A 26,502-nucleotide genomic window follows, 5' to 3' on the forward strand; every position below is an offset into this window, starting at 1 on the left:
GTTCTAAAAATGTATGTTCAAACCTCACAGGTTTTTAAAACCTGTGAGGTTTTTTGTTTCTCGGGCCTGTTTTTATTCTGTTTTCTTGATCTCGGCGATTAACTCCACTTCCAGCACCGTGTTGGGTTCCAGGAGGCGCACCACCTGTACCCACGTAGCCGCCGGGGTATGCGTGCCGTAAAACTTCTTCCGGACCAGGTGGTGCTTAGAGGTCTCCTCCATGTTGGTGGTGTACAGGTTCTCTTTCACCACGTGGGTAAAGTCAAGGTTGTACTGCTTCAGCGTCATCTGCAGCGTACGGTACACCTGGTCAATAGCTTTGTCCATGGGGCCGCTAGCTACCGTGCCGGAGATATACAGAAGATTGCCGCTTCGGTAGGCCTGGGCATAGTTCCATTCCTGGTTGGGGCGTAACATCTTGGGGGTACTCTCCTTAGAAGTAGTGCCCATTTCCTGCGCCTGCGTGCCCATGGCTAATAAAATGAATAGAAGCGTAAGAAGTGTCTTGCTCATGGTTAAGGCTTTTTTAAGGAACAGACAAGCAAAAGCATCAACAACCCCATTGCTCTTGTAAAATAGTTAGAGTGTAGCCGAATGGCACAGATCAATCCCCCTCTTGTAAGTCACTAATTTAAAGCAGCGCCCTTGGTGGGTAGTTACAAACTGCCAGCCATGATAGGTTCAAGTCATAGACTTGAACCATACTATATTGAAACATGCGCCATAGTGGGATAACTTGAAAAAGATCATCTACTGAAGGCACGAGCTGCAAGCTCGCGCCAGCGGCCGGCAATGTAGATCATGGCAGTTGCAAACTGCCGGTCATGGTAGGTCCAAGTCACAGACTTGAACCATGTGTACCTATCTTGAAAGGCGGAAGGAACGAACGGATGCTTGTGCTAAGTCCCACCCTATGGCGCGGATTTACTTCCGTGACTTACATTAAAAGGCACGGAAGTAAATCCGCGCCATAGAGTGGCAAGGCCTAAGGTTGGGGCAGCGAGTCAAAGCGGAGAGACCTCTCAGGTTTTGAAAACCTGTGAGGTCTTTCGTCTGTTGCCGCACTGCTGCTAAACCGCAGCTATGCAAGTCCACAGCTGGAAGATCCCGATTCCAGTCTTTGGCTCGAGCGCCTCGCTTGTGGCCCCTGAGGAACAGAAACTAAGCACAGATTACAAGCGTGGGCCGCAAGGGCAGTGCGAGGGGCAAAGACGGGGCCCCGCGGCCGTGAGCGCACTAGGTTAACCATGCAGCAACACAGCTCATAAGTCCATAGACAAGCCGCCCCGCCAAGCAAACTACGCAACATAGCGTGCACCAACAATACCCTCAAGCACGATGCTGTTTCAAGCTTATTTCCCCAAAAACAGCCTTAAAACAGAAAAAATACGCCACTTGAAATTCTTTTCCCCCAATTTTGTTCCCGAAGTACAACCCTCCATTCGCCCCATGTTCAACCTGGCCCCCAAACATACACAGCTCATCAAGCAGAAAGCGCAGGAACTGGGCTTTCTCTACTGCGGGGTGTCCAAGGCGGATTTCCTGGAAGAAGAGGCGCCCCGGCTGGAAAGTTGGCTCAACCAGAACATGCACGGCCAGATGCATTACATGGCCAACCACTTTGACAAGCGCCTGGACCCACGGTTGCTGGTAGACGGAGCTAAATCAGTGGTGAGTCTGCTGCTGAATTATTACCCCGAGGAAAAGCAGCGGGACGACACGTTTCAGATCTCCAAGTACGCGTACGGGCAGGACTACCACTTCGTGATCAAAGACAAGCTCAAAACGCTGTTCAATTACATTCAGGAGGAGATTGGCGAAGTAGGCGGGCGCGTGTTCGTGGACTCGGCCCCGGTCATGGATAAGGTGTGGGCCAAGAAAAGCGGAGCCGGTTGGGTAGGTAAGAACAGCAATCTCATCAGGCCTGGCGTGGGTAGTTTCTTTTTCATCGCGGAGCTGATTCTGGACCTGGAACTGGAGCCCGACGGCCCAATTAAAGACTACTGCGGTACCTGTACCAAGTGCATGGATGCCTGCCCTACAGACGCTATCTCAGCGCCGTACGTGGTAGACGGCAGCAAGTGTATCTCTTATTTCACCATTGAGTTGAAAGACCAGATTCCGCAGGAGGTAGAGGGGAAATTTGGGAACTGGGTGTTTGGCTGTGATATCTGCCAGGATGTGTGCCCGTGGAACCGGTTCAGCAAACCGCACCAGGAGCCGGCGTTCCATCCACATCCGGAGTTGCTCCACCTCTCAACCAGTGATTGGGTGGAGCTTACTCAGGAAGTGTTTAGTGATATTTTCAGGAAATCGGCTGTGAAACGCACCGGCTTTGCGGGGCTTACCCGCAACCTGCGCTTCGTGGCCCGGGAGACGCCCGCGTTAGGCGACCATCACGTTTCCGAAGACCTTGTCTAGGATGTTGGCGTATGAGCCCGAAAAGCGCTTGTAGCACCACTCCCGAAGGGTTTCCAACTCATTTCTCACCAACATGCGCATGCTCTTGCGTAACTCTTTCTCAAATAGGTTAGAGTCAAAGCTTACTTTATCTAAAATCAATTTAACATACTCTAACATGGCTGTGTAAGGATATAGGTAAGTGTATTAACTAAAAGGATTAACATATACGCAAATATCGTCTTTTTGATGCGGGTTTTTATACTGATTTTATAATATCATTGCACAAAAAAAGGCAATCTGTTAAAGATTGCCTTTTTGGTTCAGGATGAAGAAGTTAGGCCAGAAACGGAGCCACAATGGAGGTGACCTGCGCCACGGTGAGCGGCTCGTCAAAGGCCTCAGAGGCCGCGTTGGCGTCAATGGTGATGCCGCCGAAGGTGCCCGTGATGTTTACTCCCGCCTGCGTGGTCACTTCCTCGCCGTCGTAGATGCCCTGGAACTCGGGGGGCAGCCCGCCGCTGTCTTTCATAGTGATCCAGGGTTTCAGGGCAGCCATGCCGTTGGCCATGTCGCGGCGCATGCGACGTAAGTGGGCGGCGTGGCGCGCCTCCACCGAATGGATCTGCAAGGCGGCCTGCAGCACGGCGTCATTGCTGATGAGGGCCGGGGCCGCGCCCTTGTAGGCCCGCACGCCGGTATCCTCAAACGCCTGGGCTACGGCCAGCATGGTGCCGTAGTTGGTAAAGGTGGCGTTGCCCAGCAAGCCTTTGGCGGTCCAGTCAAAGTTGGCGTCGGTATAGGTGGTGGGGGCGGCTCCGCCCAGCCCCGTGATGGCTTGGCGCAGGAAGTTCACGTGGTCTTCCTCATGGTCCCTGATCACGCCAAAAGCCGTTTTGCCGGCCGCCGAAGGGAAAATATTGGTGTCGGCGGCGCGTTTGTAGAAATAGTACTCCAGGTTCTCCAGCTTAAGGGCAAACTCCAGCACCTCCCGCACCGAGGTGGTATTTTGCCCATAGGCTTTGTTCAGCATAGACCCGAAGGCCAACGGAATGGCAGCAGCCACCAGTTTTTTGCCGAAGCCCCCAAAATGCTTGAAAACCTCGCGGCGGGGATCCAGGCGGTCAAACACTTCGGGGTCTACTTTCTCTACTTCTTTGAGTATGTTGAAGATATTCATGGCTGTTGTGGGTTAGGTGGTGGGCAGGTTGCTTCCGTTCAGGGTTTCTTTGACAAAGGGCTGGGCCGCCATCAGGACCTGGGTTGGCGTGAGGGCAACATCCAGGCCGTTGGCGTCTACTATATTGCCGCCGGTAATGCCGGCCGGGCCGCTGGCGAAGGTGCCGTTCTCAATCATGTCCCTGATCTCGGCGGCATGGCGCGCCTCCACCGAAACAATTTTGCCGGCAATGCCCAGGAAGGCGGCACTGGTGAGCAGTTTGCCGGCCCCGTTGTAGGCGGCCACGCCCAAGTCCTCAAAGGTCTTGGCGGTAGCCAGGATAGAGGCCCGGCTGACCAGGGCGCTGGCGGGCAGGTTGGGAGTTAAGCCCGGGATGATCTGGGTAGGGGCGGCGGCGGTGATGGCGGCCTTGAAGAACTCGCGGTGGGCCACCTCGTGGTTCCGGATGTCGGTGAGGACCTGGCGTTCCGTGGCACTGGTGAATAGGGTAGAAAAATTGGGCAGGGCTACCACCGCGGTGTAAAAGGCGGCTTCCAGCTGTTCCAGGGCATAGGCGTAGTTCAGGATGCCCACGTCGCCGGACCCCAGGTTCACGCCCTCGGTCATGTTGTTGCCCACAGTAGAGTCATCGTCATCGTCGCAGCCGGCCAGCAGAATAGCCGAGGCGGCCAGGCCTGCGCCGGTGTAGCGGAGAAAGGAGCGGCGGTTCAAGGGATTCTTCAGTCCCTGCAGTACCTCTTGCTCAGGGACTGAAGTTGGTAGTTTGGCCATCGTTTTAGGTTTAAAGGTGAAACATGTGCTTCTTTTGGCGCGCAGTGCACCCGGTACTCCGTGTTCCGCCAGCCGGTGGGGGAGCGGAATCAGCGAGACCTACGACGGCCCCCGGCCGACTGGATTTCGGGCCGGTGAAAAAAAGAGAAATTTGTATTTCTTTTGCCCCAATCTGGCTTTGGTTGCCGGGGCAGTAGGGGGCTTGGCAGGTTATTCGTACTTTTGAAGAAAAACAGAAAGGCGGTTTTAGGGCCTTTTTTAAGAAAATAGATGAAAAAAGCGGTTGTTCTCTTGCTGTGGATGCTGGGCTGGGCTGTTCTGGGCCACGCGCAGGAACACTCCATAGAGTATGGGGCCACCGCCATCCCTATTGACCAGTATTTCACTATTTCGTTAAAGTCGCCCAACACTCGTCCGGCCAAGGTAGAGGGATTTCCGGAGATAGAGGGCCTGCAGAAAAGCACCCAGAAGTCGTTTACCACCACCATAACCCGGGGCAAGAAAGTGTCTAAGGTGTACACGCTTACCCAGCAGTACGCGCCCCTGCGCGAAGGTGAGATCACCGTAAAGCCCTTCACGCTCACTGTAGACGGCAAACCTGTGCAGGGCCCCGGCGTGAAAGTGCGGGTGGGCGCCACCGCACCTCCGGGGCAAGCCACCCCGGCCGATAGTGTTCCGGTGCCGGCCACCGGTCCGCCCGCGGCCCCCGAGTTTGTGGAGGTGAAGGAAAATGCCTTTCTCACGCTGCACGTGCCTAAAACCCGGGTGTATGCCGGCGAGGCCGTACCCGTTTCGCTCTGGTTCTACGTAGCCGACACCGACCTGGGCCTGCTGGACTTTTATGAGTTCAACGGCCAGATAGTGACCATTGTACGGCAGCTCAAACAGCGGAGCACGCTGGAAGAAGTGGTGCAGCAAGAAGAGATCCTGCCTGAGAAAATCATGATCGGGGAGAAGGCTTTTACCCGGTACAAGCTCTACTCGGCGGTGTTGTTCCCCATCACCGCGCAGCCGCTCCGCTTTCCGGCAGTGGGGCTAAAAATGATCAAATACAAGATCGCCAAGAATCCCTCTATGGTTGCCCAGAACCGCCTGCCGGAGTACAAGACCTACACCACCCAAGCCAGGGAGGTGACCGTGCGCAGTCTGCCGCCGCACCCCCTGCGCGACCAGGTGGCCGTGGGGCAGTTCAGGCTGGAGGAGCAGTTGTCGCGCAGCAGCATTACCCTGAACCAGAACCTGGTGTACCTGCTCAGGATTGTGGGCGAGGGAAACATCAGGACCCTGCCCACGCCGCAGAACCTTGGGGTATCCAGTGAGATGGAGATTTATTCCCCCGAGATCAGGCAGACGCTGGAGGTGACCGAAGGCCGCATGACCGGCAGCAAGACGTTCCGGTACTTCATTGTGGGCCGTCAGGTTGGTTCGTTCCCGCTGGGCGAGCTGTTTCAGTGGGTGTACTTTAACCCGGTGACCGCCCGCTATGACACCCTGCGGCCCCGTTTTACCGTGCGCGTGCGGGGGCAGGAAGACCAAAATAGTTTCATCAGGGCGCAAGATGTGGGCGAATTTTACAATATTGCCGAAACAGAAAGCAATGAGCTCATCAGCCTGGACCAGTTCAGGGAGATTCGCCTCTACACTAACGTGGTGCTGGGCGTGCTGCTGGGCGGTGCTTTGGTTATTTTCATACTAAGAAGGAAATGAGTAACACATACGGATCCATTTTCCGGATCACCACCTTTGGGGAATCGCACGGTACGGCCGTTGGCGTAATCATTGACGGCTGCCCCGCCGGACTGCCCATCACCGTAGAGGAAATTCAGGCCGCCCTGGACCGCCGCCGCCCCGGCCAATCCAAGATCACCACACCCCGCGACGAGAAAGACCAGGTGCAGATCCTGTCTGGCATCTTTAACGGCCACACACAGGGCACGCCCATCGCCTTGGCGGTCTTCAACAAGGACCAGGCCAGCCATGACTACTCACACATAGAGAACGCTTACCGCCCCTCACACGCAGACTACACCTATACCGCCAAATACGGCTCCCGCGACCATAGAGGCGGAGGCAGAAGTTCGGCCCGCGAGACCCTGGCCCGCGTGGCGGCCGGCGTTTTGGCCCAGAAGTTTTTGGCCCTGCAGGGCATCAAAATCACAGCCTACGTGTCGCAGGTGGGGCCCATTCATGCACCAGCCGATTACAGCCAGCTGGACCTGGAGCAGGTAGACAACACCATTGTGCGCTGTCCGCACCCCGAGACCGCCCAGGCCATGATCCAGCTCATTGAAGAAACCCGCGACAAGCTGGATACCATTGGCGGCGTGGTTTCCTGCGTGATCAAAGGCGTGCCCGCCGGCTTAGGCGAGCCGGTTTTTGACAAACTGCACGCCGAGTTGGGCAAGGCCATGCTGAGCATCAACGCCGTGAAAGGCTTTGAGTACGGCAGTGGCTTTGAGGGGGTGAGCATGTACGGCTCGCAGCACAATGATGTCTTTTACACCGATGAGGCCGGCCAGGTGAAAACCCGCACCAACCACTCTGGCGGTATCCAGGGCGGCATTTCCAACGGGCAGGATATTTACTTTAAGGTAGCCTTTAAACCAGTGGCTACCATTCTGCAGCCGCAGACCAGCATTGACCAAAGCGGCCAGGAAATCACGCTGCAGGGCAAGGGCCGGCATGATCCCTGCGTGCTGCCGAGGGCGGTGCCTATTGTGGATGCCATGGCGGCCTTGGTGCTCGCTGATTTTGTGTTGCGGCAACGCACGAATAGAGTAGATTAGAAGTGTGTTTCGGGCCTGTTTTCTGGAAAACAGGCCCGAAATGTATTAGGGCAATCTTCCTGTTCTCTTCTGGTTTGCCGTTGTTGATTTGGGGTTTTTGCTGGCGGGGTGCCGCTGGTCTATGGGCTTATAGGCTGGGCTGTTGCATAGGTTGCTTGGTGCGCTCACGGCCGCGGGGCCTCGTCTTTGCCCCTCGCACTGCCCTTGCGGCCCATGCTTGCTGTCTGCTCTTTGTTTCTGGTCTTCTAGGGCCACAAGCGAGGCGCTCGAGCCAAAGACTGGAATCGGGATCTTCCAGCTGTTGCGTTGTATAGCAGCTGAGTTGCTAATCAATCTGTAATTGACCCCTACATTATTCTCTATGGCGCGGATTTACTTCCGTGCCTAACCTGCTCCTCTTGGAAGTAGAAAGGCACGGAAGTAAATCCGCGCCATTGGTAATATTAAAGATATTTCCTATGGTTCAAGTATGTGACTTGGACCTACTAGGTGGGCAGTTTGTAACTGCCGTGTCAAAATCCTTGGCAAGAAGAGGCAGAAACCAGCGCTAACCTGTACCAAAGGATTAGGAGCTTTTACATAGAACTATCACCAAAAACGCAGAAGGTGTTTAGGAGCCGTTTTCTGAAAAACAGCCCCTAAACACCTTCTGCGTTCTCTGGAAAATTACCTTACAGGATCACCAGGGCCCAGACCAGCGCTAAGACCGGGAGCAGGTACACCAGGGAGTATTTGAAGACATACTGGAAGAACGGTGGCATTTTAATGCCGGCCTGCTCGGCAATGGCCTTTACCATGAAGTTAGGGCCGTTGCCAATGTAGGTCATCGCCCCGAAGAGCACGGCGCCAATGGAGATGGCCTCTAGCACCAGCAGGGTTTCTGGCGATTGGCCCAGGCCGTAGGCGAACTGCTGCACCTGGGCGGTGTCGGCGTAGTTCATGTGGTATTTGGCCATGCCCAGCGACAGGAAGTTGGCGTAGGTAGGCGCGTTGTCCAGCACACCCGAGAGGGAGCCGGTTACCCAGTAAAACACCGTGGGGGTAAGCTTGGCCGCGAACTCAGGGGAAGAGGCCAGTTCGGCGGACAGTTGCAGGGCAGGCATCATGGTGAAGAAAATTCCGAAGAACAGGAACACCACTTCTAGGATGGGGTCAAACGAAAAGTGGTTTCCGTTGAGGGCCGTGCGGCTGGCAAACTTAAAGCAAAGCAAAGCGGCCGTTAACTGCACCAACTCCCGCACAAATGACACCTTAATGCCGCCTTCCATAGGAATATAAGGCAGCCATTCATAGGTGGCAGGGTTCAGGAACGTGGCGCCAATGATCACCACCAGCCAAAGGAGGTTGCGCTTGCCGGTGAAGAAGAACTCGGTTTTGGCCTCAATCTTGGCTTGTACCTCGGCCTTAGGGGTAAAGCTCGGTTTGTTGCGGCTATCCAGAATGTAGAAGATAAGGCACAGCAGGCTCACCGCGATCGCCCAAGGGGTGAACAGGTGCTGCAGGGTCCAGAAGAACGGCACTCCCTTCAGGAACCCGATGAACAGGGGAGGGTCGCCCAAGGGCGTCAGCAAACCGCCGGCATTGCTCACAATGAAAATAAAGAAGACAATCTGGTAAGGCTTGATGCGGTGGTTGTTCAGCCTGATAAAGGGCCTGATGAGTAGGAGCGAGGCCCCGGTGGTTCCAATCACGTTGGCAATCACGGCCCCAAACAGCATAATGCCCACGTTGATAAGGGGCGTAGCGTTGGCATTGGCGTTGATGTAGATGCCCCCGGCAGCAATGTAGAGCGAGCTCAGCAAAATGGCGAACGAGGCGTACTCCGCCAGGGTCTCGGCGGGCAGGTGGTGGTCATGCAGCACAAAAAGGTAGTAGGCCAGCACCAGCAGCCCCAGACTCACGGCAATGGTTTTGTAGTGTTTGTGCCAGAAGTGGGGGAAGAAAATAGGTCCGGTGGCAATCAAGCCAATGAGCAGGGCAAAAGGAGTAATCAGGAAACCAGGCACGTCTGGCGGGGTGGCAGCCAGGAGCAGGGTGGCGTTGAGCATAGGGGCGTGGTTAAGTGAACAATCTGGATAGAGGGGTAAAGTTACGGTTTCTGCTGAAAAGCGGGGGCGTTTTAGGGCCGGTTTTGGCAAACCAGGCCCAAAACGCAGAAAGGCGGTAGCAATAAAGTAACTATCAGGTATGAGAATTTCTCGCTAATTTTGGAAACTTAAACTCCTGACCGTAAGTTTTTACTATAAATAGAAGAGAACCATGACTGATAATACAACCAAGCCGGTATCTGTGTACGCCGAGGCCAACCCTAACCCGGAGTCAATGAAGTTTGTCCTGAACTCAACCCTGTTGGGCGAAGGCGGAAGTGTGGATTACCCAACCGTGGAAAGTGCGGTGGACTCTCCGTTCGCCCAGGAACTGTTCAATTTTGACTATGTGTCAAGGGTGTTCATCGCGAGCAACTTTGTGACCATCACCAAGAACTCTCCGGTGCAGTGGGCGCACCTTATCCCAGAGCTCAGAACCTTTATCAAATCGTACGTGGAAGCAGGTGGGCCTATTTTCATAGGCAATCCGGTAACCAACAGCGCCGCATCGGCCGCTGCCGAGGTTCCCGCTGATCTTTCTGCCGAAGACTCAGAGATCTCACAGAAAGTGATTGACCTGCTGGAGAACTACGTGCGCCCGGCGGTAGAGCAAGACGGCGGAAACATTACCTTCCGCTCGTACAAAGAAGGCGTGGTAACCGTGAACCTGCAGGGCTCGTGCAGCGGCTGCCCCTCTGCCACCGTTACCCTGAAAGCCGGTATTGAGAACCTGCTCAAGCGCATGGTGCCTGAAGTACAAGAAGTAGTGGCCGAGGGAGTAGTCCTGTAAGCCCTTAAACATACGCAACCTTAAAGCCCCGGCAAGCCCTCTTGCCGGGGCTTTTTTGTCTCTAAGGAGCGGGACCAGGTTGGCACCAGCGGCACCAGGCCAGCTACATACAGTACCTGCTCTGCGATGAGGGCTGTTTCTGGCCCAAATTCCTGAAAACAGGCCTGAAACAGAGATTTGTCGACAACTGGCGGCATCCGGAGCGGCAGGATTTGCGCCCGTTGCGGGGCTCGCTTCTTTGTAGAACTATGGCAAGCTTTTATTACAAACTTTTCAGCTGTTTCAACTTTATCGTCAGTTTTTCTTACTTTCAAAGCTGACTAAATCTTCTACAATGTCAGCATCTGGTTCCAAGCACCCTAAAGGGTTGTATTACCTCTTTTTAGCCGAAATGTGGGAACGCTTCGGCTATTACCTCATGATTGGGATATTCTTTCTGTACATGATTGATACCCAAAGCGGCGGGTTGGCCATGCCCAAAGACCAAGCCTCTGATATCTACGGCACCTTCATTGCCCTTGTGTTCTTAACCCCTTTCATTGGGGGCCTGTTGGCCGATAGGTTACTGGGTTACCGTCTGTCCATCACCATTGGCGGCGTGCTGATGGGGCTGGGCTACTGCGGCCTGGCGGTGCCCGGCGAGACGTTCTTCTTCCTGTCCATGGCACTCATCATCATCGGGAACGGTTTCTTCAAGGCCAACATCTCCACCCTGCTGGGCAACCTGTACTCAGAGCCGCAGTACCTTCCGCAGAAAGATGCCGGGTACAACATCTTCTACATGGGCATTAACGTGGGGGCCTTTATCTGCAACTTTGTGGCCGCCTACCTGCGCAACACCTACGGCTGGGGCTTCGCGTTCCTGGCGGCGGGCGTGGGCATGTTCATTGGCCTCATCATCTTCTGGGCCGGTAACAAAACCCACAAAGCGTATGACATCCGCAAGCCGGCCCAACCGCACGACATGCCGCTCTGGAGGGTGTTTGGCCTGGTGATTGTGCCCGCCGTGGTGGTGGGTATCCTGAGCTGGGTGCTCATTCCCGGCGACGTGTTCGGGTCTGACTCTACCGATGCCTTTATTTTTGGTTCTATTCCCATCCTGCTGTTCTACGTAAGCCTTTGGGCCCGGGCCTCGGCCGAGGACAAGAAGCCCATTGCCGCCCTGCTTTCCATCTTTGCGGTGGTAATTGTGTTCTGGGGCGTGTTCAAGCAGAATGGCACCGCCCTTACCACCTGGGCCGAGTACTACACCGACCGCGGCTTGCCTGAGTGGCTGGAAAAACCGGCCGAATCCCTGGGCATGGTGCAGAAGGTAGACGCCACCCCAACTACCGTCCCTGACTTTGACGCCGCTTTCCGCACCCGCACCGATGCCGAGGGCAAAGTCATCACCAAAGAAGGCGTAGAGCCCTACTTGAACAACCTGGACCGCGAAGAGTGGCCCCAGGAAGGCGACTCTCTCTCCCTCATCTCCACCGAGCTCTTCCAGTCCATCAACCCGTTCTTCGTGATTACTCTTACGCCCTTGGTGGTGGCCTTCTGGGGCTTTATGCGCCGGCGTGGCAAGGAACCCAGCACCCCGGGCAAGATGGCCCTGGGGCTCTTTATCACGGGCCTTTCCACCCTGGTGATGGTGGGAGCTGTTTGGGCAGGCGGTAACGGCCAGGACAAGGTTTCCAGCATGTGGCTGGTGGGTACCTATTTTGTGGTCACCCTGGGCGAGCTTTGCCTGAGCCCCATGGGCTTGTCTCTGGTGTCAAAAGTGAGCCCGCCGCGCCTTACTGCTCTCCTAATGGGAGGCTGGTTCATTGCAACCTCCATCGGGAACAAGTTATCGGGTATCCTGGCCAGCCTGTGGGACAAGTACGATGACAAGTCTTACTTCTTCTGGGTGAACTTCGCGGTAACCGTGTCCGCCGCCCTGGTGCTGTTGCTCATGCTGAAGTGGCTACGCCGCATCATGGAGAAGCCGGCAGCTTAGCGGGCCGGTATCCCAAAACAAAGTCGCCTCTTTGGTTTTCACCTTGTTGACCTGCAGTTGCTGGTACAGACAAGAAAGAAACCAAAGAGGCGATTTAGTTTACGGCCATCCCAAAGGGTGCCGTGGTAGAAAGAACGTAAGGAAAAAGGGCAGGTCCTTACCAATTCCCTGCTACAGCAGAATACCCGCCAGTGAGGCCGATAAATAAGAGGCCAGAGTGCCGCAGATCAGGGCTTTTACGCCCAGGGCGGCCAGGTCTTTCCGGCGCTCGGGGACCAGCTGGCCAATGCCGCCCACCTGAATGGCAATAGAGCTGAAATTAGCGAAGCCGCACAGCGCAAAGGAGGTAATTACCAGGGTTTTAGGGTGCAGGTTGGCTTTCATGGCGGTCAGGTCCAGGTAGGCCACAAACTCATTGATCACCATCTTGGTGCCCATGAGCGAGCCCGCCGCGAAGATGTCCTTGGCCGGTACGCCCATGGCCCAGGCAAACAGGGAAAATACGCTGCCCAGAATGCTTTTCAGGCTCAGGTGCTCCAGCGGAATGCCAATGGCGTCCAATGACAGGCCCAAACCGGCCAGGAACGTGCCCACAAAGCCCAGGAAATAGTCGGCCAGGGCCACCAGCGCAATAAAGCCTACCAGCATGGCCACCACGTTCAGGCCCACTCGCAGTCCGTCTGAGGCGCCGTGTGAGATGGCGTCTACCAGGTTGGCGTCCTGCTTCTTCACCTCAATGCCCACTTTGCCCTTGGTTTCAGACACCTCGGTCTCGGGGAACACAATCTTGGAGATCACCAGAGCCCCTGGGGCCGCCATGAGGCTGGCCGCGATCAGGTACTCGGCGGGCACGCCCAAGGCAATGTACACGGCCATCACGCCCCCGGCAATACAGGCCATGCTGCCCGCCATGGAGGCCAGCAACTCTGAGTTGGTCATGGTGCCCAGGTAGGGCTTGATCATGATTTGGGCCTCTACCTGGCCCACAAACACGCTGGCCACGTTTGACACCGCCTCACTACCGCTCACGCCCATGAGTTTGTGCACGCCCCGGGCCACCACCGACACAACGCGCTGCATGAGGCCCACATGGTAGGCAATGCTCACCAGCACGGCTACAAAGATGATGGTGGGCACAATCTTGAAGAAGAAAATCACGTCATTGCCCACGCCAAAGGCGCGGTCCATTTTCTCTTTGTTCACCAGCGCGCCAAATACAAACTCGGCGCCCCGGTCTGAGAAGTTCAGGATTTTGGTGATAAAATAACCCAGTCGCTCAAAGATCATCTGGCCAAAGGGCACTTTCAGGATAAAGAACGCAAGCCCCACCTGTAGCAGAAGCCCTACGGAGACCAGGCGCAGGTTAATGGCCTTGCGGTTGTTGGAAAGCAGGAAAGCAATGCCCAGGATCAGCGCAATGCCAATCAGGCCGGTAAAACGGTTCATAAAAGAAATAAAGGGTATAGAAAGAGATTTAGTTGGTTTTCTCTGTGGCGATGACCATCTGGAGTTTGTTCTTGTTGACAATATCCACCACCTTGACCAGGTCGTTCACCTGAATGGTGCGGTCTATCCGCAGCACGACCGATGGCTTGTTGACCTCGCTGCCCACCCGGGCCAGGTGGCGCTCCAGCCCCTCAAAAGAGACCGGCTCTTTCTCAATGAAGTAGTTGAGGTGGGCGTTCACGGTCACGTTCAGGATCTGCTTGGGTATGTTCTGGGTGTGCCGGGCCTGGGGCAGCAGCAGTTTAATGGCTGTGGGGCTGGCCAGGGTGGAGATGATCAGAAAGAACAGCATCAGGAAGAACAGGATGTCTGACAGGGAGGCTGCTTCCACCACGGCGCCGTGGCGCTTAGTTTTCCTGAAGTTCATACTGCGGTACTTTAAAGAGTAAATCCATGAAATGAATGGACACCACCTCCAGCTTGTTCACGGTTTTCTCCACCTGGGCGTGCAGCAGCGTATAGAACACGTAGGCCAGCATGCCCACCACCAGACCGGCGGCAGAGGTAATCATCTTCTCGTAGATACCCCCGGCAATAATGCCAATGCTGATGTTGTCTGCCAGCGAAATGTGGTAGAAGGCCTTGATCATGCCGGTAACGGTGCCCAGTAAGCCCATCATGGGGGCAATGGCGGCAATGACCGAGAGGTAGCCCATGTTCTTTTCCATGCCGTACACTTCTACGTGGGCGGTGTTTTCAATAGCGCTTTCAATGTCTCGGGTGGAAGAGCCAATGCGGCTCAGGCCTTTTTCCAGCAGGCGCGCCACGGGCGTGCCCGCCACCTGGCAAAGCGCCATGGCCTCCTGAACGCGGCCCTGCTGCACGTGGTGCTCAATGTTCCGCAGAAAGGCCTGGTCGGTTTTGCCGGCCGTTCTGAGGTAGAGCAGGCGTTCCACAAAAAAATAGAAGGCCGCCAGCGAGAGCAGCAGGATGGGAGCCATTACAAAGCCCCCTTTCAGCAATAAGTCAAACAGGGAGAGGCCGGCAGCTACCGGCTCAGTGGCGGGTACCTGGGCTAAGGGTGATAAAAGGAACATACAGGTTCTTAATGTTTTAAGAGAATGGCTAGATCTGGGGCAGCATGAGCCGCCCGGTTTAAGAAAGCGGGGGAACGCACGGGGGGGGCTGGAACACACCGTTTAGTGCCGTACCAGGAAAAAGGAGGTGTATCACAGATGGCGCCACACACGCGGGCGCGCAGGCAAAGAGCGTTTTGGGCCTGTTTCTGGCAAAACGGCTCAAAAGCGCAGCAGCTTGTCTGGGGCGGCGCAAGCGAGAGCAGGCACCATCCGGGAACGAGAGAAGAAGGGGGATGAAAGGCTAGGGAGCGTTGGGGATAATCCTGAAAAGGTCAAAAACCTTATAGGGCAAAAAGCCAAGGCGCGGCCACTTTACCCGCACCGGCGGGTACAACAGCAGGGCCATACAGGCAAAGACAAACGGCAGCAGCGAGAAATCTGCCTCATGCACAATACTGGCAGGGTTCTCCAGAGGCCCACTGGCCGTGAGCGTGAAGGGAATGGCCCCTGTTTCCTCCGCTACCGAAGCCTGCTCCGGGTGTAGGGGTTTGGCCGAGGGAGCCTTCAAGGAAGGGGAGAAACCAACCGAAAAAGCCAGCAGCAACGCCATCGCCAACATGGTGGCCCATGCGGCAAGCGACGAGTTGGTGGCTTTGCGGAGTTTCATGCTACAAAAATACTAATAATTCCTTCCGCCAAAGAAGCCTCCCGGCATTTATGTTTCTTTAAGAACGAGGAAGTTACGAGCCCATAACCGGACCCCAAGGGCGGGGCGCCGCTTACACCTGTATGTCCCGGCTTGCCCGCATAAAAGCAAAGCGGTTTTTAGGGAGTTTTGCCTGAAACAGCCCCAAAACAGACCAGATGAGCAGCCTCTGCTGAGGTTGCGCGGGAGAGGGAACGGCCGGGCCCAGGTGCCAACCATACAAAACGGACCAGGCCGCCAAGGGTACCTGCCGGCGGCAGTTCGGCTGGAAAACTACGCTACCAGCAGTAGGAATTCTCCCTGATTTTTACCAGATTAATCCATATTTCATAAGAACAAAATGGGCGAAACAAAGCAACTGCACCGCTCCCTAGGCCTACGCCTGGTGGTGGTAATGGTGATAGGAAACATCATTGGGTCTGGTGTGTACAAGAAAGTGGCCCCCATGGCTGCCGAGCTGCATTCGCCCGGGTGGGTGTTGGTGTGCTGGCTCCTGGGCGGTATCATTACCCTGTTCGGGGCCCTGAGCAACGCCGAGGTGGCCGGCCTGCTGGCCGATACCGGGGGCGAGTACGCGTACTACAAGCGCATCTACAACCGCTTCTTTGCCTTTATCTACGGGTGGTCGCTTTTCACCGTCATTCAAACGGCGGCCATCTCCTCGCTGGCGTACGTGTTCGCTCAGTCGTTGCACAGCCTGGCAGAGGTGCCGCCGCTGCTCAGTGCCTGGGCCGATGTGAGCCTGGCGGGCGTTTTCTACCCGTTTGCCGATTTTAACGTGAAACTGACGGCCATTCTGCTCATTATCTTTCTTACCTGGCTCAACAGCCGGGGCATGCGGGCCGGGGCCGGCCTGAGCAGTGCGATCCTCCTGCTGGTGTTCATCGGGATTGGGCTGATTGTGGTTTTCGGGCTGGGCAGCGGTCAGGCAGACCTGGGCCGGAGCTTTGACCTGCAAACCGCCCCCAATACACCGGTCACGTTCAGCGCCATTTTTGCCGCCATGCTATCGGCGTTCTGGGCCTACCAGGGCTGGGCGTCCGTGGGGTTTGTGGGCGGCGAGATCAAAGATGCCAAGCGCAACATTCCAAAGGGCATTACCATTGGGGTGTTCACGGTCATTGCCATTTACCTGCTGGTGAATGCCACCTACCTGGCGCTGCTGCCCATCCAGGACCTGGAAGCCGTTTACCAGGCCGGGAACCAGATTGCGGCCATTGAGGCCGTGAAAAGCTTCTGGGGCGCCGGTGGCGGATTCTTCATCTCGGTCCTGATCCTGGTGACCACCCTGGGCTGTACCAACGCCACCATCCTGGCCAGCTGCCGCACCTACTTTGCCATGGCGCGCGAAGGACTCTTCTTCCGCAGGGCCGCGGACCTGAACCAGGCGCAGGTGCCCGGCCAATCGTTGCGGTTCCAATGCGTGTGGGCCTGCGTGCTGGTGCTGTCGGGCACCTTTGACCAGCTCACCGACATGATCATTTTTGCGGTGTTCATTTACTATGGGGCCACCACGCTGGGCGTTTTTATCCTGCGGCGCAAGATGCCCGATGCCCACCGACCGTACAAAGCCTGGGGCTACCCGGTGGTGCCCGCCATTATGGTGCTTTTCTGCGTGGCCCTGTTCTTCAATACCATCATAGTACGGCCCCGCGAAGCGGGCATAGGCATGGTGCTCATGCTCACGGGGGTACCCATGTACTGGTGGTTCCTGAAAAAGAACACCCCCGTAAAAGCCCCCGAAGAGGAAGAAGCGGTAAAGGCGTAACAGGCGGGCAAAGCCTTGGAGGCAACAGAAAACGCACAGGCTAATACTAAGAAAACTTCCCTCAAAAGCCGGCACCCTGTTTCGGGCCTGTTTCTGTGAAAACAGGCCCGAAACAGGGCACTGGTTTGATGTACTTCTGGTGGTTTATATTAATGCAATGATCTTCTTTTCACCATGCCGCCGTCTGTGTCGTCAATGCTCTGCTGGATCAGGAAGGCGTCTGGGTCAATCATTTTTACCTCTTTCCGGAGCGCCGGAATCTCCAGCCGGGTTACTACGGTGAACACAATGTCAATTTCCAGGTTGTTGTGGCCCCGTTTGCCAAAGCCCCGCTTGCCCTGGTAAATGGTGACTCCCCGGCCCAGCTTCTCAGTGATGGCCACCCTGATTTCCTCGCTTTGGGAGGAGACAATGGTCACGCCGGTGTACTGCTCAATCCCGTGCAAGAGGAAGTCAATCATCTTGGAGGCCGAGAAATAGGTGAGGATGGAGTACAGCGCCACATCAATGCCCAGGAAGAGGGTAGCGGAGCTGAAAATAATGATGTTCAGGATCAGGATCACGTCGCTCACCTTGAGCACCGGGTAGGCCTTGCTCACCAGTACGGCGGCAATCTCGGTGCCATCCAGCACCGAGCCACCCCGCATGGCCAGGCCTATGCCCAGGCCAATGAACACGCCCCCAAAAATGGCGGTGAGCATTTTGTCTGAGGTAATCTCGGGGAAGGAGAAAAACACCAGCGACAGCGAAAGTCCTATAATGGCCAGGGCGCTCTTGAGGGCAAACAAGTGTCCCACGTACCGATAGCCCATAAAAATAAAGGGCAGGTTAATGAGCACCAGCAACAGCGGCAGCGGAATCCCGAAAATATGGGTCAGCAACATGGAAATACCCGTCACGCCCCCGTCAATAAAGTGGCTGGGCAGCAGGAAGCCCTTCAGGCCCATGCTGGCAGAAAGAATTCCAAGGCAGATCAGGGTGATGTTTTTAGACTCAGACCGCCACTGAAAGGCGGGGGTAACCGCAGAAGACATAAAAAAATGGTGGGTTTAGGGGAGTTTCTGAAAGCGTTTACCAGACAAGTTAAATAAAAAAGCTGGTTTGCTTTAAGCTGGGGCTTGGTTTGCCATTTTAAGCATTAAATTTTTATTTTGCAGGTAATGTCCTGCTCCCTCCATAGAATTGTTAAACACTACCTGAAATTTCCGCTCATGTGGGTGATGTTGCTTTGGGCGCTCACCATGCCCGGGCAGGAAGTAGAAGTGTACAAGTTTCTGTTTTTTGGCCCTTCGGCCGAGGAGACCACGGAACGCGAGCCAACCAACCAGCCCGTGCTGCGGCAAGTGGGCATACAGGCCTTTGTTGACGCCAAGGCCGCTTCTACGCTGGTGTTAGACCTGCCGGCGGCCCTCCACCTTTCTTCGGTAGAGGTACCCCGGCCGCCGGTTTGTGAGGCAGAGGGGCACCTGCGCCCGGGCTTTTCCCTTGGGGTACTCTTTCTTTCCAGGCTCTTGCCTGCTCTGCAGCCCAACGCCCCCTAGCTTTCTCTTTTTCTTGTGCGGAGGTTCAGCCTGGCCCTGGGGGCTTTTCGGCCGCCCACCCACCACAAAAGCATGCCTGCTTCTGCAGCCATGGCTGGTAACCGGCAGGGTGCCCTTTTGTGGTGCTTTTTCCTCGCGCCCGGGCCGGTCCGCACAGTGCGTTGGTCCTATCCTTGGCCTTGTTCCGCCTTCGTTTATGCAGGAGCAGCGCCAGGCTACGCGGGAAAACCAAAGCATTACCCAAAATTTACAAGAACAACAGGTGGAGTAGCCGTACAAATTAGTGGCTAGTTCCCTTTTCAATTCATTTTTCCCAAAAGACCGCCAAACGGGCTTTGCGCCCTGCGCGGCGGTACTGGGTTTTCACAAGATGACAGATTAATTTATATGACGCATTTACCGCATTTGGTAACAGATTTGGGGCTTATTCTAGGAGCGGCCGGTATAACCACGCTCCTCTTCAAAAAGCTCAAGCAGCCGCTGGTGTTAGGATACATCATTGCCGGTTTATTGGTGGGGCCCCACGTTGCCCTGTTCCCCACCATCATGGAGACGGAGAACATCAGCATCTGGGCCGAGATTGGGGTTATTTTCCTGTTGTTCAGCCTGGGGCTGGAGTTTAGTTTTAAAAAGCTGGTGAAGGTAGGCGGAGCCTCCTCCGTGATGGCCCTGATAGAGGTGGTGGTCATGCTGGTGTTGGGCTACCTGGCCGGTAAAATCCTGGGTTGGTCTACCATGGACAGTATCTTCCTGGGCGGAATTCTCTCTATTTCCTCCACCACCATCATCATCAGGGCTTTTGAGGAACTGGGGGTAAAGTCGCAGCGGTTTGCGGGCCTGGTGTTTGGGGTCCTGATTGTGGAAGACCTGGTGGCCATCTTGCTCCTGGTCTTGCTTTCTACCCTGGCCGTGAGCCAGCAATTTGCCGGTGCCGAGATGCTGGCCGCCGTGCTGAAACTGGCGTTTTTCCTGGCGCTCTGGTTCCTGGGCGGTATTTTCCTCATACCCACGTTTCTCAGGAAAGCCAGTAAACTCATGAACAATGAGACCTTGCTCATTGTCTCGCTGGCGCTTTGTTTCTTAATGGTGATCCTGGCGGCGCAGGCTGGTTTCTCCCCGGCGCTGGGGGCCTTCATCATGGGGTCCATTCTGGCGGAGACCACCAAGGCCGAAAAGATTGAGCACCTGATCGCGTCGGTAAAAGACCTGTTTGGGGCTATTTTCTTTGTGTCGGTGGGTATTCTGATTGACCCGGCCACCATTGTGGAGTACGCCGGACCCATTGCCCTGATCACGGTGGTAACCCTGGTGGGGAAAGCGGTGAGTATTACCGGCGGCGGGCTCATCTCGGGCCAGGGCCTGAAGACCTCTATCCAATCAGGCATGAGCGTTTCCCAGATTGGGGAGTTTTCCTTCATCATTGCCACCCTGGGGCTAACCCTGAATGTGACCAGCGATTTCCTGTACCCCGTGGCGGTGGCCGTTTCTGCCATCACCACTTTCACCACGCCCTACATGATCAAGCTGTCAGACCCGCTGTACCGGTCCATGGAGCGGGTGCTGCCCGATAAGTGGCTGAAGTCCCTGAACGAGTACAGTTCCGGCACCCAGACCATTTCCACCACCAGCGACTGGAAACTGGTGCTACGGTCTTACCTGATTAACCTGGGCGTCTATTCGGTGGTGATTGTCAGCATTGTGTTGCTTTCGGCCCGGTACCTGAACCCGTTCATCACCCAAAACTTGGTAGACGGCAACGCCGGCGACATTGTGACCACGGCCATCACCTTTATTTTCATGGCGCCGTTCCTGTGGGCCCTGGCCGTGCACCATCCGCAGAAAGAAGCCCAGGGCCGAATCTGGGCCAATAAAAATTACCGCAGCCTGATCATTGTGCTGGAGTTTGGCCGGGTGGCGATTGCCATTCTGTTTATTGGGTTCCTGCTCAACCAGTTCTTCTCTGCCGAACTGGCGTTTGTGGTGGGCTTGGTGATCACGGGCCTTATGTTTGTGTTCTCCAAGAACATCCAGCGGTTCTACATCAGGATAGAGAACCGGTTTGTCAGAAACCTCAACGCGCGGGAGCTGCATGAGGCGGCCAGGATGCACCATTCGCTCACGCCCTGGGACGTGCACCTGACCAGCTTTGAGGTAGCCGCGGAGTCAGTAGTCGTGGGCCGGAGCTTGCTGGAACTACAGGTTAGGGAGAAATACGGCGTGAACGTGGCCGTGATTGAGCGGGGCGACCGCACCATTATGGCCCCCACCCGCAACGAGCTGCTGTTTCCGGGAGACAAGCTGTACGTGTTCGGGGCCGATGAGCAGATAGAGGCGTTCCGGCAGTTTATCCATTCTACCATTACGCCGGACCTGGACCGGAACGGGGAGAAAGAAGAGATCAGGCTGCAAAAGCTTCAGATTAAATCAGACTCTGTGTTACTGCACAAATCCATCAGGAACTCTGGCGTGCGGGAGAAAACCAAGGGCCTGATTGTGGGCATTGAGCGAAGAGGCAACCGAATCCTTAACCCTGACTCTGAACTGATGTTTGAGGAAGGCGATATTGTCTGGATTGTGGGCGAGCCAAGACGCATCCGGCAACTGGAGGAAGGGGTGGCAACGGCCCTGAGCGCCTGATAAACCGCTTTCAGGCAGCAGGCTACCACAGAGATCCTGGTTTTAGATCCTGGTGAATAGGGGCTAAAGTTACTCCTTGACAAGTGATTGGGCTTTTCAGGAGCTAGTATGCCCGTGGTTACGCCGGATTTGCATAGAGTAAGGGTACTTACAAAGTGTTGGAAAGATTTCTCAATAGCCGCCCCCTTCTCAATAGGGGCATTGACCACAAAGTCTTCCGTTTGAAGTTTAGCCATTTACCTTAAAGGCAATAAAAAAGGCCGGACGCAAGTCCGGCCTTTTTGGTGTTATGGGAAGCAGCGCTTAGCTGGCGGCTACTACTGGTTTGGCAGTTACTGGTTTTTCTTTGTCTACGTTGGTAGTGTCCACTACAATTGGAGCGGCAATGAACAGAGTTGAGTAAGTACCGGTCAAGGAACCAACCAACATCGCAAAAGAGAAGCCTCTCAGGGTTTCGCCACCAAACACGAACAAGATGATCACTACCAGCAATACCGTTAAGTTGGTGATGATGGTACGGCTGAACGTGCTGTTCAAGGCTGGGTTCACCAGGTCTTGAAACTTCAGGCGTGGGTTTTCTCTGGTGTATTCCCGGATACGGTCAAACACTACCACGGTGTCGTTGATGGAGTAACCAATGATGGTGAGGACAGAGGCGATGAACACCTGGTCCATTTCAAAGGAGATCCCGAACAGGTTAGCGATGGTAAAGGCAGAGAACACGATCAGTACGTCGTGAATCAAGGCCACAACCCCGCCCAAGCTGTACTGCCAGCGGCTGAAACGCACGGCCAGGTACAGGAAGATACCGGCAAAAGCAAGCAACACCGCAATAAGGGCTGTCTTCTGAATGTCGTCGGCCATGGTAGCCCCAACTTTAGAAGAGCTTACAATCTGTGGGTTCAGGTTCTGGTATTCCTGCAAGCCTTGCACCAGGGCAGTTCTTACCGTCTCATCGGCCTGGGTAGACTCGTCCTCGGCAATGTAGCTGGTGGTGATTTTCAGGCGGTTGTTGGCTCCGTAGGTTTTTACCTCGGTACCAGCGCCTTTGAACTCGTCGTCCAGCGCAGACCTTACCTCAGAGGCCGCAACCGCGCTGTTGAAGTCTACCACGTAAGAACGACCGCCTTTGAAGTCAACGCCCAGAGGCAGTTCGCCTTTGATGAACACGGCCACAATACCAAACAGAATGAACGCAATAGAGAACAGGTACGCTTTCTTGCGGTTGCCCAGAATGTCAAACTTAATGTTCTTGAACCAGTTTCTGGAAAGCGCAGTCTCCATAGAGATTTTGTTGGTGTCTTTGCCTTTGGTCATCCACTCAATCAGCAAACGAGACACGTACACCGCAGTGAAGAAGGAAGTGGCAATACCAATCATCAGGGTGATGGCAAAACCTTTCACCGGACCAGACCCGAAGAAGTACAGGATAGTACCGGCCAGCAAGGTAGTCACGTTGGAGTCAAAGATAGAGCTGAATGCCTTGCTATAGCCTTTCTTGATGGCCTCGCCCATGCTCATGCCGCCGTGTAGCTCTTCCTTGATACGCTCAAAGATCAGTACGTTCGCATCCACAGACATACCCATGGTCAGTACCATACCGGCAATACCTGGCAGGGTAAGGGCGGTGCCAAACTGCGCCAGAATACCAATGATGAAGAAGATGTTGAAGAACAGAGCGATGTTTGCGATCAGGCCGCCTTTGTTGTAGTACGCTAACATGAACAATACCACCAGACCCATACCAGCCAGAGAAGAAAGCAAGCCTTGGTTGATGGCTTCCTGACCCAGAGACGGACCTACAATGGCCTCTTCCACAATGCGGGTAGGAGCAGGCATTTTACCGGCTTTCAGGATGTTGGCTAAGTCCTGGGCTTCCTCAATGGTGAAAGAACCAGAGATAGAAGAGTTACCGCCGGCAATTTCGCTTTGTACCACTGGGGCAGAGTACACATAGTCATCCAGCACAATGGCTACCTGACGACCAATGTTGTCGCCGGTCAAACGCTGCCATTTCTTAGAACCGGCCGCGTTCATGCTCATGGTAATCTCCGGACGGCCAGACTGGTCGTAATCCTGGCGGGCATCGGCAATGTACTCACCGGTTAGAGGAGCCTTTCCTTCACGGCCTTTTTTCACAGCGTACAGTTCCAGGAACTCAGCGCCGTCGTTGGCTACAATGGGCTTCACGCCCCACAGGAACTTAAGGTTCTGCGGGAAGATGGCTTTTACTTCTGGTCTGGCAAACAGGGCGTTTACTTTGGCGGTATCACGCACGTTGGTTCCTAAGCCGTTAGGCAGGGTGGTGAACAACCGGGCCAGTAAAGAGCTTTGGTTGGGGTTGATGGAGTCATTCTTGGCGGCAGCGCTGTCGGCGGGTTTGCTCAACTGGGCAGCCAGGGCAGAAGTATCAGCACCGGCAGCCGTAGCCAACGCTTTAGAAGTGTCAGTAGCGGCCGTAAGGGCCGAAGCACCGGCGGCATTGCCTTTCAGTTTGTTGGCGGCTTCCTGTTTTACCAGGTAGTCATTCAGCTGCGTGAAATAAGTGCCGTATTCCTGAATGTTCCATACTTCCCAGAACTCCAGGTTAGCGGTACCCTGTAACAGTTTGCGCACGCGCTCTGGGTTATCCACGCCGGGCAGCTCAATCTGGATCCGGTTAGTGCCTTTCAGGTGCTGGATGTTGGGCTGGTTTACCCCAAACTTGTCAATACGGGTGCGCAGGATGTTGAAGGAACGGGCTACCGCGTCGTCCACCTCTTTGTTGATCACGTCCAGCACTTCCTGGTCGGTTGAGTTGTAGCTCAGGTTGCGGGTAGTGCTGTTGGCGAAGATAGAGGCCAGCTTGGCGTTGGGGTTCAGCTCACGGTAAGAGCGGTAGAACAGGTCTACAAAGTTCTGCTGGCTGGTGGCCTGCAGTTTTTGGGCACGGGCCAGGGCTTGCTCAAAGGCCGCATCTCTGCGGCTGCCGGCCATGGCCCGGATAATTTCCACCGGAGAAACCTCCAGGGTTACGTGCATCCCGCCTTTCAGGTCAAGACCCAGGCCCAGTTCGCTTTCTTTTACTTCCTGGTAGGTATACTCAGCGCCCAGGAAGTTGAACACCGGCGCTTTCCAGACCGAGTCAAGGTAAGACTGTTTTTTGTAGTGGTCTACGGTGCCCTTGGCGTCGGTGGCGAAGGCCGTGGCGTCTTTCTCAACGCCTCTGGAGACCAGCGAGAACGACAGATAGTACAAGCACAGCGCTGATACTACTATCGTCAATACTAGGATAAAACCTTTGTTACGCATTGGTGATAAATAGATGAATAAAAATGAAAGTGGATGATACTAGAAATAAACGCGAACCTATAGCCTCCCCGGCCCAACCAAAAAGGCCGACCAGGAACCAAGGTCAACAGAATGAAATGCAGGAGTTTTCCAGAAAACAGGCCGAAAACGCGGTTTTTACTGGAGAAAGGCCCTAAGGGGCGTTAGGGGAGATGGGCAGGGTGGCCACCTGCTGCAGCAGGAAAGCCCAGTAAGGGGTGTCCAGAGAGGCTTTTACCACCTGTTGCACCGGCGCCGCAAACGTGAGGCGCAGGAACGTGGCCGGTTCAGCCAACTGCAGGGCAACAAAGGAAGTGGTGGCCTCAAAGGAGACTTTCTGCTTCACCACCGACGAATTTGTATCGCGGCCCTGCTTGCTTACCGCCGTTTGTTCAGCCGGGGAGACTGCGACGTGGGCATAGGCCGGCAAGGCCCTGTGGTTCACAGTAAGCACCAACAGCAAGGCAATGCTTGTGCATAGCAGCCGCCAATTACGTTGTATGTAGTGCCCGGGTTTCATCTCTGTAAGCAAAGGTAGAAGATTCTTGAAATAAAACAAAAGCCTCTGCTGTGTGCTGAACAGCAGAGGCTTTTGATAAGTGCCCTCTCTGGGTAAAAAGGTTATTTTTTGATCTTGGAGTTAAGGTAGGTCACCAGCACCTCCAGCCCCCGGTCAAAGTGCCGGTTGTTGGGGATGATGACATCCGCGTCGTTCTTAAAGGGCTTGATGTACTTCTCATAAGTAGGCGCCACGTGGTTGGTGTAGCGGTACAGCACATCGTCCAGGTCATAGCCGCGCTCCACTTTGTCCCTGATGATGCGGCGCTGCAGTTTGATGTATTCCTTGGCGTCTATGTACACTTTCAGGTCCAGCAGTTTGGCCACTTCCTCATAGTAAAAGACAAAGATGCCCTCCACTACCACAATAGGGGCCGGCTTGAACTCCAGCTGGCGCGGGATCACGTTGGGGTTGTTGAAGGTGTACTCTTTGCGGTACACGGTTTCGCCCTTGCTCAGTTGATAGATGTCATGGGCGTAGGCCGCGCTGTCAATGGAAGAAGGCAGGTCAAAGTTCAGGATGCCGTTCTCGTCCTTGAGCTGTTTGTCGCGGTCATGGTAGTAGTTGTCCTGAGAGATAAGGCAGATTTCCTCAGGTGCATACGAAGCCAGTAGTCTGCTCAGAAAAGTGGTTTTTCCTGAGGCGCTCCCTCCCGTAATTCCTACAATAAATGGCTTTTGATGCATAAATGCGTATGGTTTACGGGGTGCAAAATTAGCCAATTCTACGCTCTATGCCTAACGCATGTTTAAAAGAATTTGCTCAGGTACCGGTTTGCACGTAGCGGTGCCGCAAAAAAGAAACCAGTTGCTGCACGGCCCGGCCGCGGTGGCTGATCTGGTTCTTCTCCTGGCTGTCCATCTCGGCGAAGGTGCGGTCCTGGCCCTCGGGCACGAAGATGGGATCGTAGCCAAAGCCTTTCTGGCCGCGCGGGGCGTCTATGATGTGGCCTTCCACAATGCCGTCAAAAAGGTGCTGTTCGCCTTCTTCCAGCATAAGGGCGATGGACGTTCTGAAGCGGGCCTTGCGGTTGGACTGGCCTTGCAGGTTCTCCAGGACTTTCTGCAGGTTGGCCTGGTTGTCGCGCTGCGGGCCGGCGTACCGGGCCGAAAAAACCCCGGGTTCGTTGTTCAGGGCTTCTACTTCTAGGCCGGTATCATCGGCGAAGCACATGACCCGGTACTTCTCCCACACGTAAGTGGCCTTCTGCAGGGCATTGCCTTCCAGGGTGTCCTGGTCTTCGGCCAGTTCATCGGTGCAGCCCAGGGCTTCCAGGCTCACCACCTCAAACGGGGGGCCAAGGAGCTGCTGTATTTCCTGTAGTTTGTGCGCGTTGTTAGAGGCAAAGCAGATTTTCATGGTATCTGGTAAGAAAGTTGGGTGCGGCAATGATACTACGGTCCGGCGGCAGTTCAAAGCGCCCTTTGCTGAAAAACACACCTAAAACAACATAAATAGACCG

23 protein-coding genes are annotated in these 26,502 nt (G+C 55.1%); 8 read left to right on the forward strand and 15 right to left on the reverse strand.

All coding sequences use genetic code 11. The features are described 5' to 3' along the window. Positions 1-72: 72 nt before the first annotated feature. Complete coding sequence (locus JT718_RS17135; protein WP_205504014.1) at positions 73-513, reverse strand: RidA family protein; 441 nt, start codon at positions 511-513, stop codon at positions 73-75. A gap of 936 nt (positions 514-1,449) precedes the next feature. On the opposite strand from JT718_RS17135, the gene queG reads away from it, so the two are divergent. Then, positions 1,450-2,421, forward strand: coding sequence for a tRNA epoxyqueuosine(34) reductase QueG (gene queG, locus JT718_RS17140; protein ID WP_205504117.1), 972 nt, complete (start codon positions 1,450-1,452; stop codon positions 2,419-2,421). Here the strand turns inward: queG and JT718_RS17145 are convergent. The 3 genes from JT718_RS17145 to JT718_RS17155 form a co-directional block, all read right to left on the reverse strand. Continuing rightward, positions 2,386-2,580 (reverse strand): hypothetical protein, encoded by a 195-nt coding sequence (locus JT718_RS17145; protein WP_205504015.1) that lies wholly within the window; start codon positions 2,578-2,580, stop codon positions 2,386-2,388. The genes queG and JT718_RS17145 overlap by 36 nt on opposite strands. A 157-nt stretch (positions 2,581-2,737) precedes the next feature. Then, the gene (locus JT718_RS17150) at positions 2,738-3,580 is read right to left on the reverse strand and encodes a ferritin-like domain-containing protein (protein WP_205504016.1); all 843 of its coding nucleotides are present in this window, start codon (positions 3,578-3,580) and stop codon (positions 2,738-2,740) included. A 12-nt stretch (positions 3,581-3,592) separates the two neighbouring features. Next, positions 3,593-4,351 (reverse strand): ferritin-like domain-containing protein, encoded by a 759-nt coding sequence (locus tag JT718_RS17155; RefSeq protein ID WP_205504017.1) that lies wholly within the window; start codon positions 4,349-4,351, stop codon positions 3,593-3,595. Between the two features lie 270 nt (positions 4,352-4,621). Between JT718_RS17155 and JT718_RS17160 the strand changes: the two genes are divergently transcribed. Together JT718_RS17160 and aroC are read left to right on the forward strand one after the other, a co-directional pair. Further along, the gene (locus JT718_RS17160; protein ID WP_205504018.1) at positions 4,622-6,058 is read left to right on the forward strand and encodes a BatD family protein; all 1,437 of its coding nucleotides are present in this window, start codon (positions 4,622-4,624) and stop codon (positions 6,056-6,058) included. After that, positions 6,055-7,137 (forward strand): chorismate synthase, encoded by a 1,083-nt coding sequence (aroC, locus tag JT718_RS17165; RefSeq protein ID WP_205504019.1) that lies wholly within the window; start codon positions 6,055-6,057, stop codon positions 7,135-7,137. The genes JT718_RS17160 and aroC overlap by 4 nt, the downstream gene beginning before the upstream one ends. A 671-nt stretch (positions 7,138-7,808) precedes the next feature. Here aroC and JT718_RS17170 read toward each other — a convergent pair. Continuing rightward, positions 7,809-9,185 carry a sodium:proton antiporter gene (locus tag JT718_RS17170; protein WP_205504020.1) on the reverse strand — a complete coding sequence of 459 codons (1,377 nt, stop codon included), beginning with the start codon at positions 9,183-9,185 and terminating at the stop codon, positions 7,809-7,811. A gap of 211 nt (positions 9,186-9,396) precedes the next feature. Here JT718_RS17170 and JT718_RS17175 point away from each other — a divergent pair, with 211 nt between their 5' ends. Continuing rightward, positions 9,397-10,014, forward strand: a complete 618-nt coding sequence (locus JT718_RS17175; protein ID WP_205504021.1) for a NifU family protein — start codon at positions 9,397-9,399, stop codon at positions 10,012-10,014. Positions 10,015-10,034: 20 nt separating this feature from the next. Here JT718_RS17175 and JT718_RS17180 read toward each other — a convergent pair whose 3' ends face one another. Further along, entirely contained in the window at positions 10,035-10,328 is a 294-nt protein-coding gene (locus tag JT718_RS17180) for a hypothetical protein (RefSeq protein WP_205504022.1), read from the reverse strand. Between the two features lie 20 nt (positions 10,329-10,348). Between JT718_RS17180 and JT718_RS17185 the strand changes: the two genes are divergently transcribed. Beyond that, positions 10,349-11,995, forward strand: coding sequence for a peptide MFS transporter (locus JT718_RS17185; RefSeq protein WP_205504023.1), 1,647 nt, complete (start codon positions 10,349-10,351; stop codon positions 11,993-11,995). 171 nt (positions 11,996-12,166) lie between these two features. On the opposite strand, the gene JT718_RS17190 is transcribed toward JT718_RS17185, so the two are convergent. From JT718_RS17190 to JT718_RS17205, 4 genes are all read right to left on the reverse strand, one after another. Then, complete coding sequence (locus JT718_RS17190; RefSeq protein WP_205504024.1) at positions 12,167-13,441, reverse strand: NupC/NupG family nucleoside CNT transporter; 1,275 nt, start codon at positions 13,439-13,441, stop codon at positions 12,167-12,169. A 28-nt stretch (positions 13,442-13,469) separates the two neighbouring features. After that, on the reverse strand, positions 13,470-13,868 hold the full coding sequence (locus JT718_RS17195; protein WP_205504025.1) for an ExbD/TolR family protein: 399 nt from the start codon (positions 13,866-13,868) through the stop codon (positions 13,470-13,472). Further along, the gene (locus JT718_RS17200; RefSeq protein ID WP_205504026.1) at positions 13,849-14,538 is read right to left on the reverse strand and encodes a MotA/TolQ/ExbB proton channel family protein; all 690 of its coding nucleotides are present in this window, start codon (positions 14,536-14,538) and stop codon (positions 13,849-13,851) included. Before JT718_RS17200 ends, JT718_RS17195 begins: the two co-directional genes overlap by 20 nt. Positions 14,539-14,821: 283 nt before the next feature. After that, on the reverse strand, positions 14,822-15,187 hold the full coding sequence (locus JT718_RS17205; RefSeq protein WP_205504027.1) for a hypothetical protein: 366 nt from the start codon (positions 15,185-15,187) through the stop codon (positions 14,822-14,824). A 379-nt stretch (positions 15,188-15,566) separates the two neighbouring features. Between JT718_RS17205 and JT718_RS17210 the strand changes: the two genes are divergently transcribed. Continuing rightward, positions 15,567-16,994 (forward strand): APC family permease, encoded by a 1,428-nt coding sequence (locus tag JT718_RS17210; RefSeq protein WP_205504028.1) that lies wholly within the window; start codon positions 15,567-15,569, stop codon positions 16,992-16,994. A gap of 149 nt (positions 16,995-17,143) precedes the next feature. Here the strand turns inward: JT718_RS17210 and JT718_RS17215 are convergent, their stop codons facing one another. After that, positions 17,144-18,028 carry a YitT family protein gene (locus tag JT718_RS17215; protein ID WP_205504029.1) on the reverse strand — a complete coding sequence of 295 codons (885 nt, stop codon included), beginning with the start codon at positions 18,026-18,028 and terminating at the stop codon, positions 17,144-17,146. A 177-nt stretch (positions 18,029-18,205) separates the two neighbouring features. On the opposite strand from JT718_RS17215, the gene JT718_RS17220 reads away from it, so the two are divergent. Then, positions 18,206-18,535 (forward strand): hypothetical protein, encoded by a 330-nt coding sequence (locus JT718_RS17220; RefSeq protein ID WP_205504030.1) that lies wholly within the window; start codon positions 18,206-18,208, stop codon positions 18,533-18,535. Positions 18,536-18,922: 387 nt separating this feature from the next. Further along, positions 18,923-21,172: a cation:proton antiporter gene (locus tag JT718_RS17225; RefSeq protein ID WP_205504031.1), complete on the forward strand. Its 2,250-nt coding sequence runs from the start codon at positions 18,923-18,925 to the stop codon at positions 21,170-21,172. Between the two features lie 303 nt (positions 21,173-21,475). Here the strand turns inward: JT718_RS17225 and secDF are convergent, their stop codons facing one another. The 4 genes from secDF to JT718_RS17245 form a co-directional block, all read right to left on the reverse strand. Beyond that, entirely contained in the window at positions 21,476-24,463 is a 2,988-nt protein-coding gene (secDF, locus tag JT718_RS17230; RefSeq protein WP_205504032.1) for a protein translocase subunit SecDF, read from the reverse strand. A 172-nt stretch (positions 24,464-24,635) separates the two neighbouring features. Further along, positions 24,636-24,926 (reverse strand): hypothetical protein, encoded by a 291-nt coding sequence (locus tag JT718_RS17235; RefSeq protein WP_205504033.1) that lies wholly within the window; start codon positions 24,924-24,926, stop codon positions 24,636-24,638. Positions 24,927-25,102: 176 nt separating this feature from the next. After that, on the reverse strand, positions 25,103-25,726 hold the full coding sequence (locus JT718_RS17240; RefSeq protein ID WP_205504034.1) for a uridine kinase family protein: 624 nt from the start codon (positions 25,724-25,726) through the stop codon (positions 25,103-25,105). Between the two features lie 76 nt (positions 25,727-25,802). Then, the gene (locus tag JT718_RS17245) at positions 25,803-26,399 is read right to left on the reverse strand and encodes a non-canonical purine NTP diphosphatase (protein WP_205504035.1); all 597 of its coding nucleotides are present in this window, start codon (positions 26,397-26,399) and stop codon (positions 25,803-25,805) included. Positions 26,400-26,502 lie beyond the last annotated feature (103 nt).

This window comes from Rufibacter psychrotolerans, assembly GCF_016924645.1.
GTDB classification, from domain to species: Bacteria; Bacteroidota; Bacteroidia; order Cytophagales; family Hymenobacteraceae; genus Nibribacter; species Nibribacter psychrotolerans.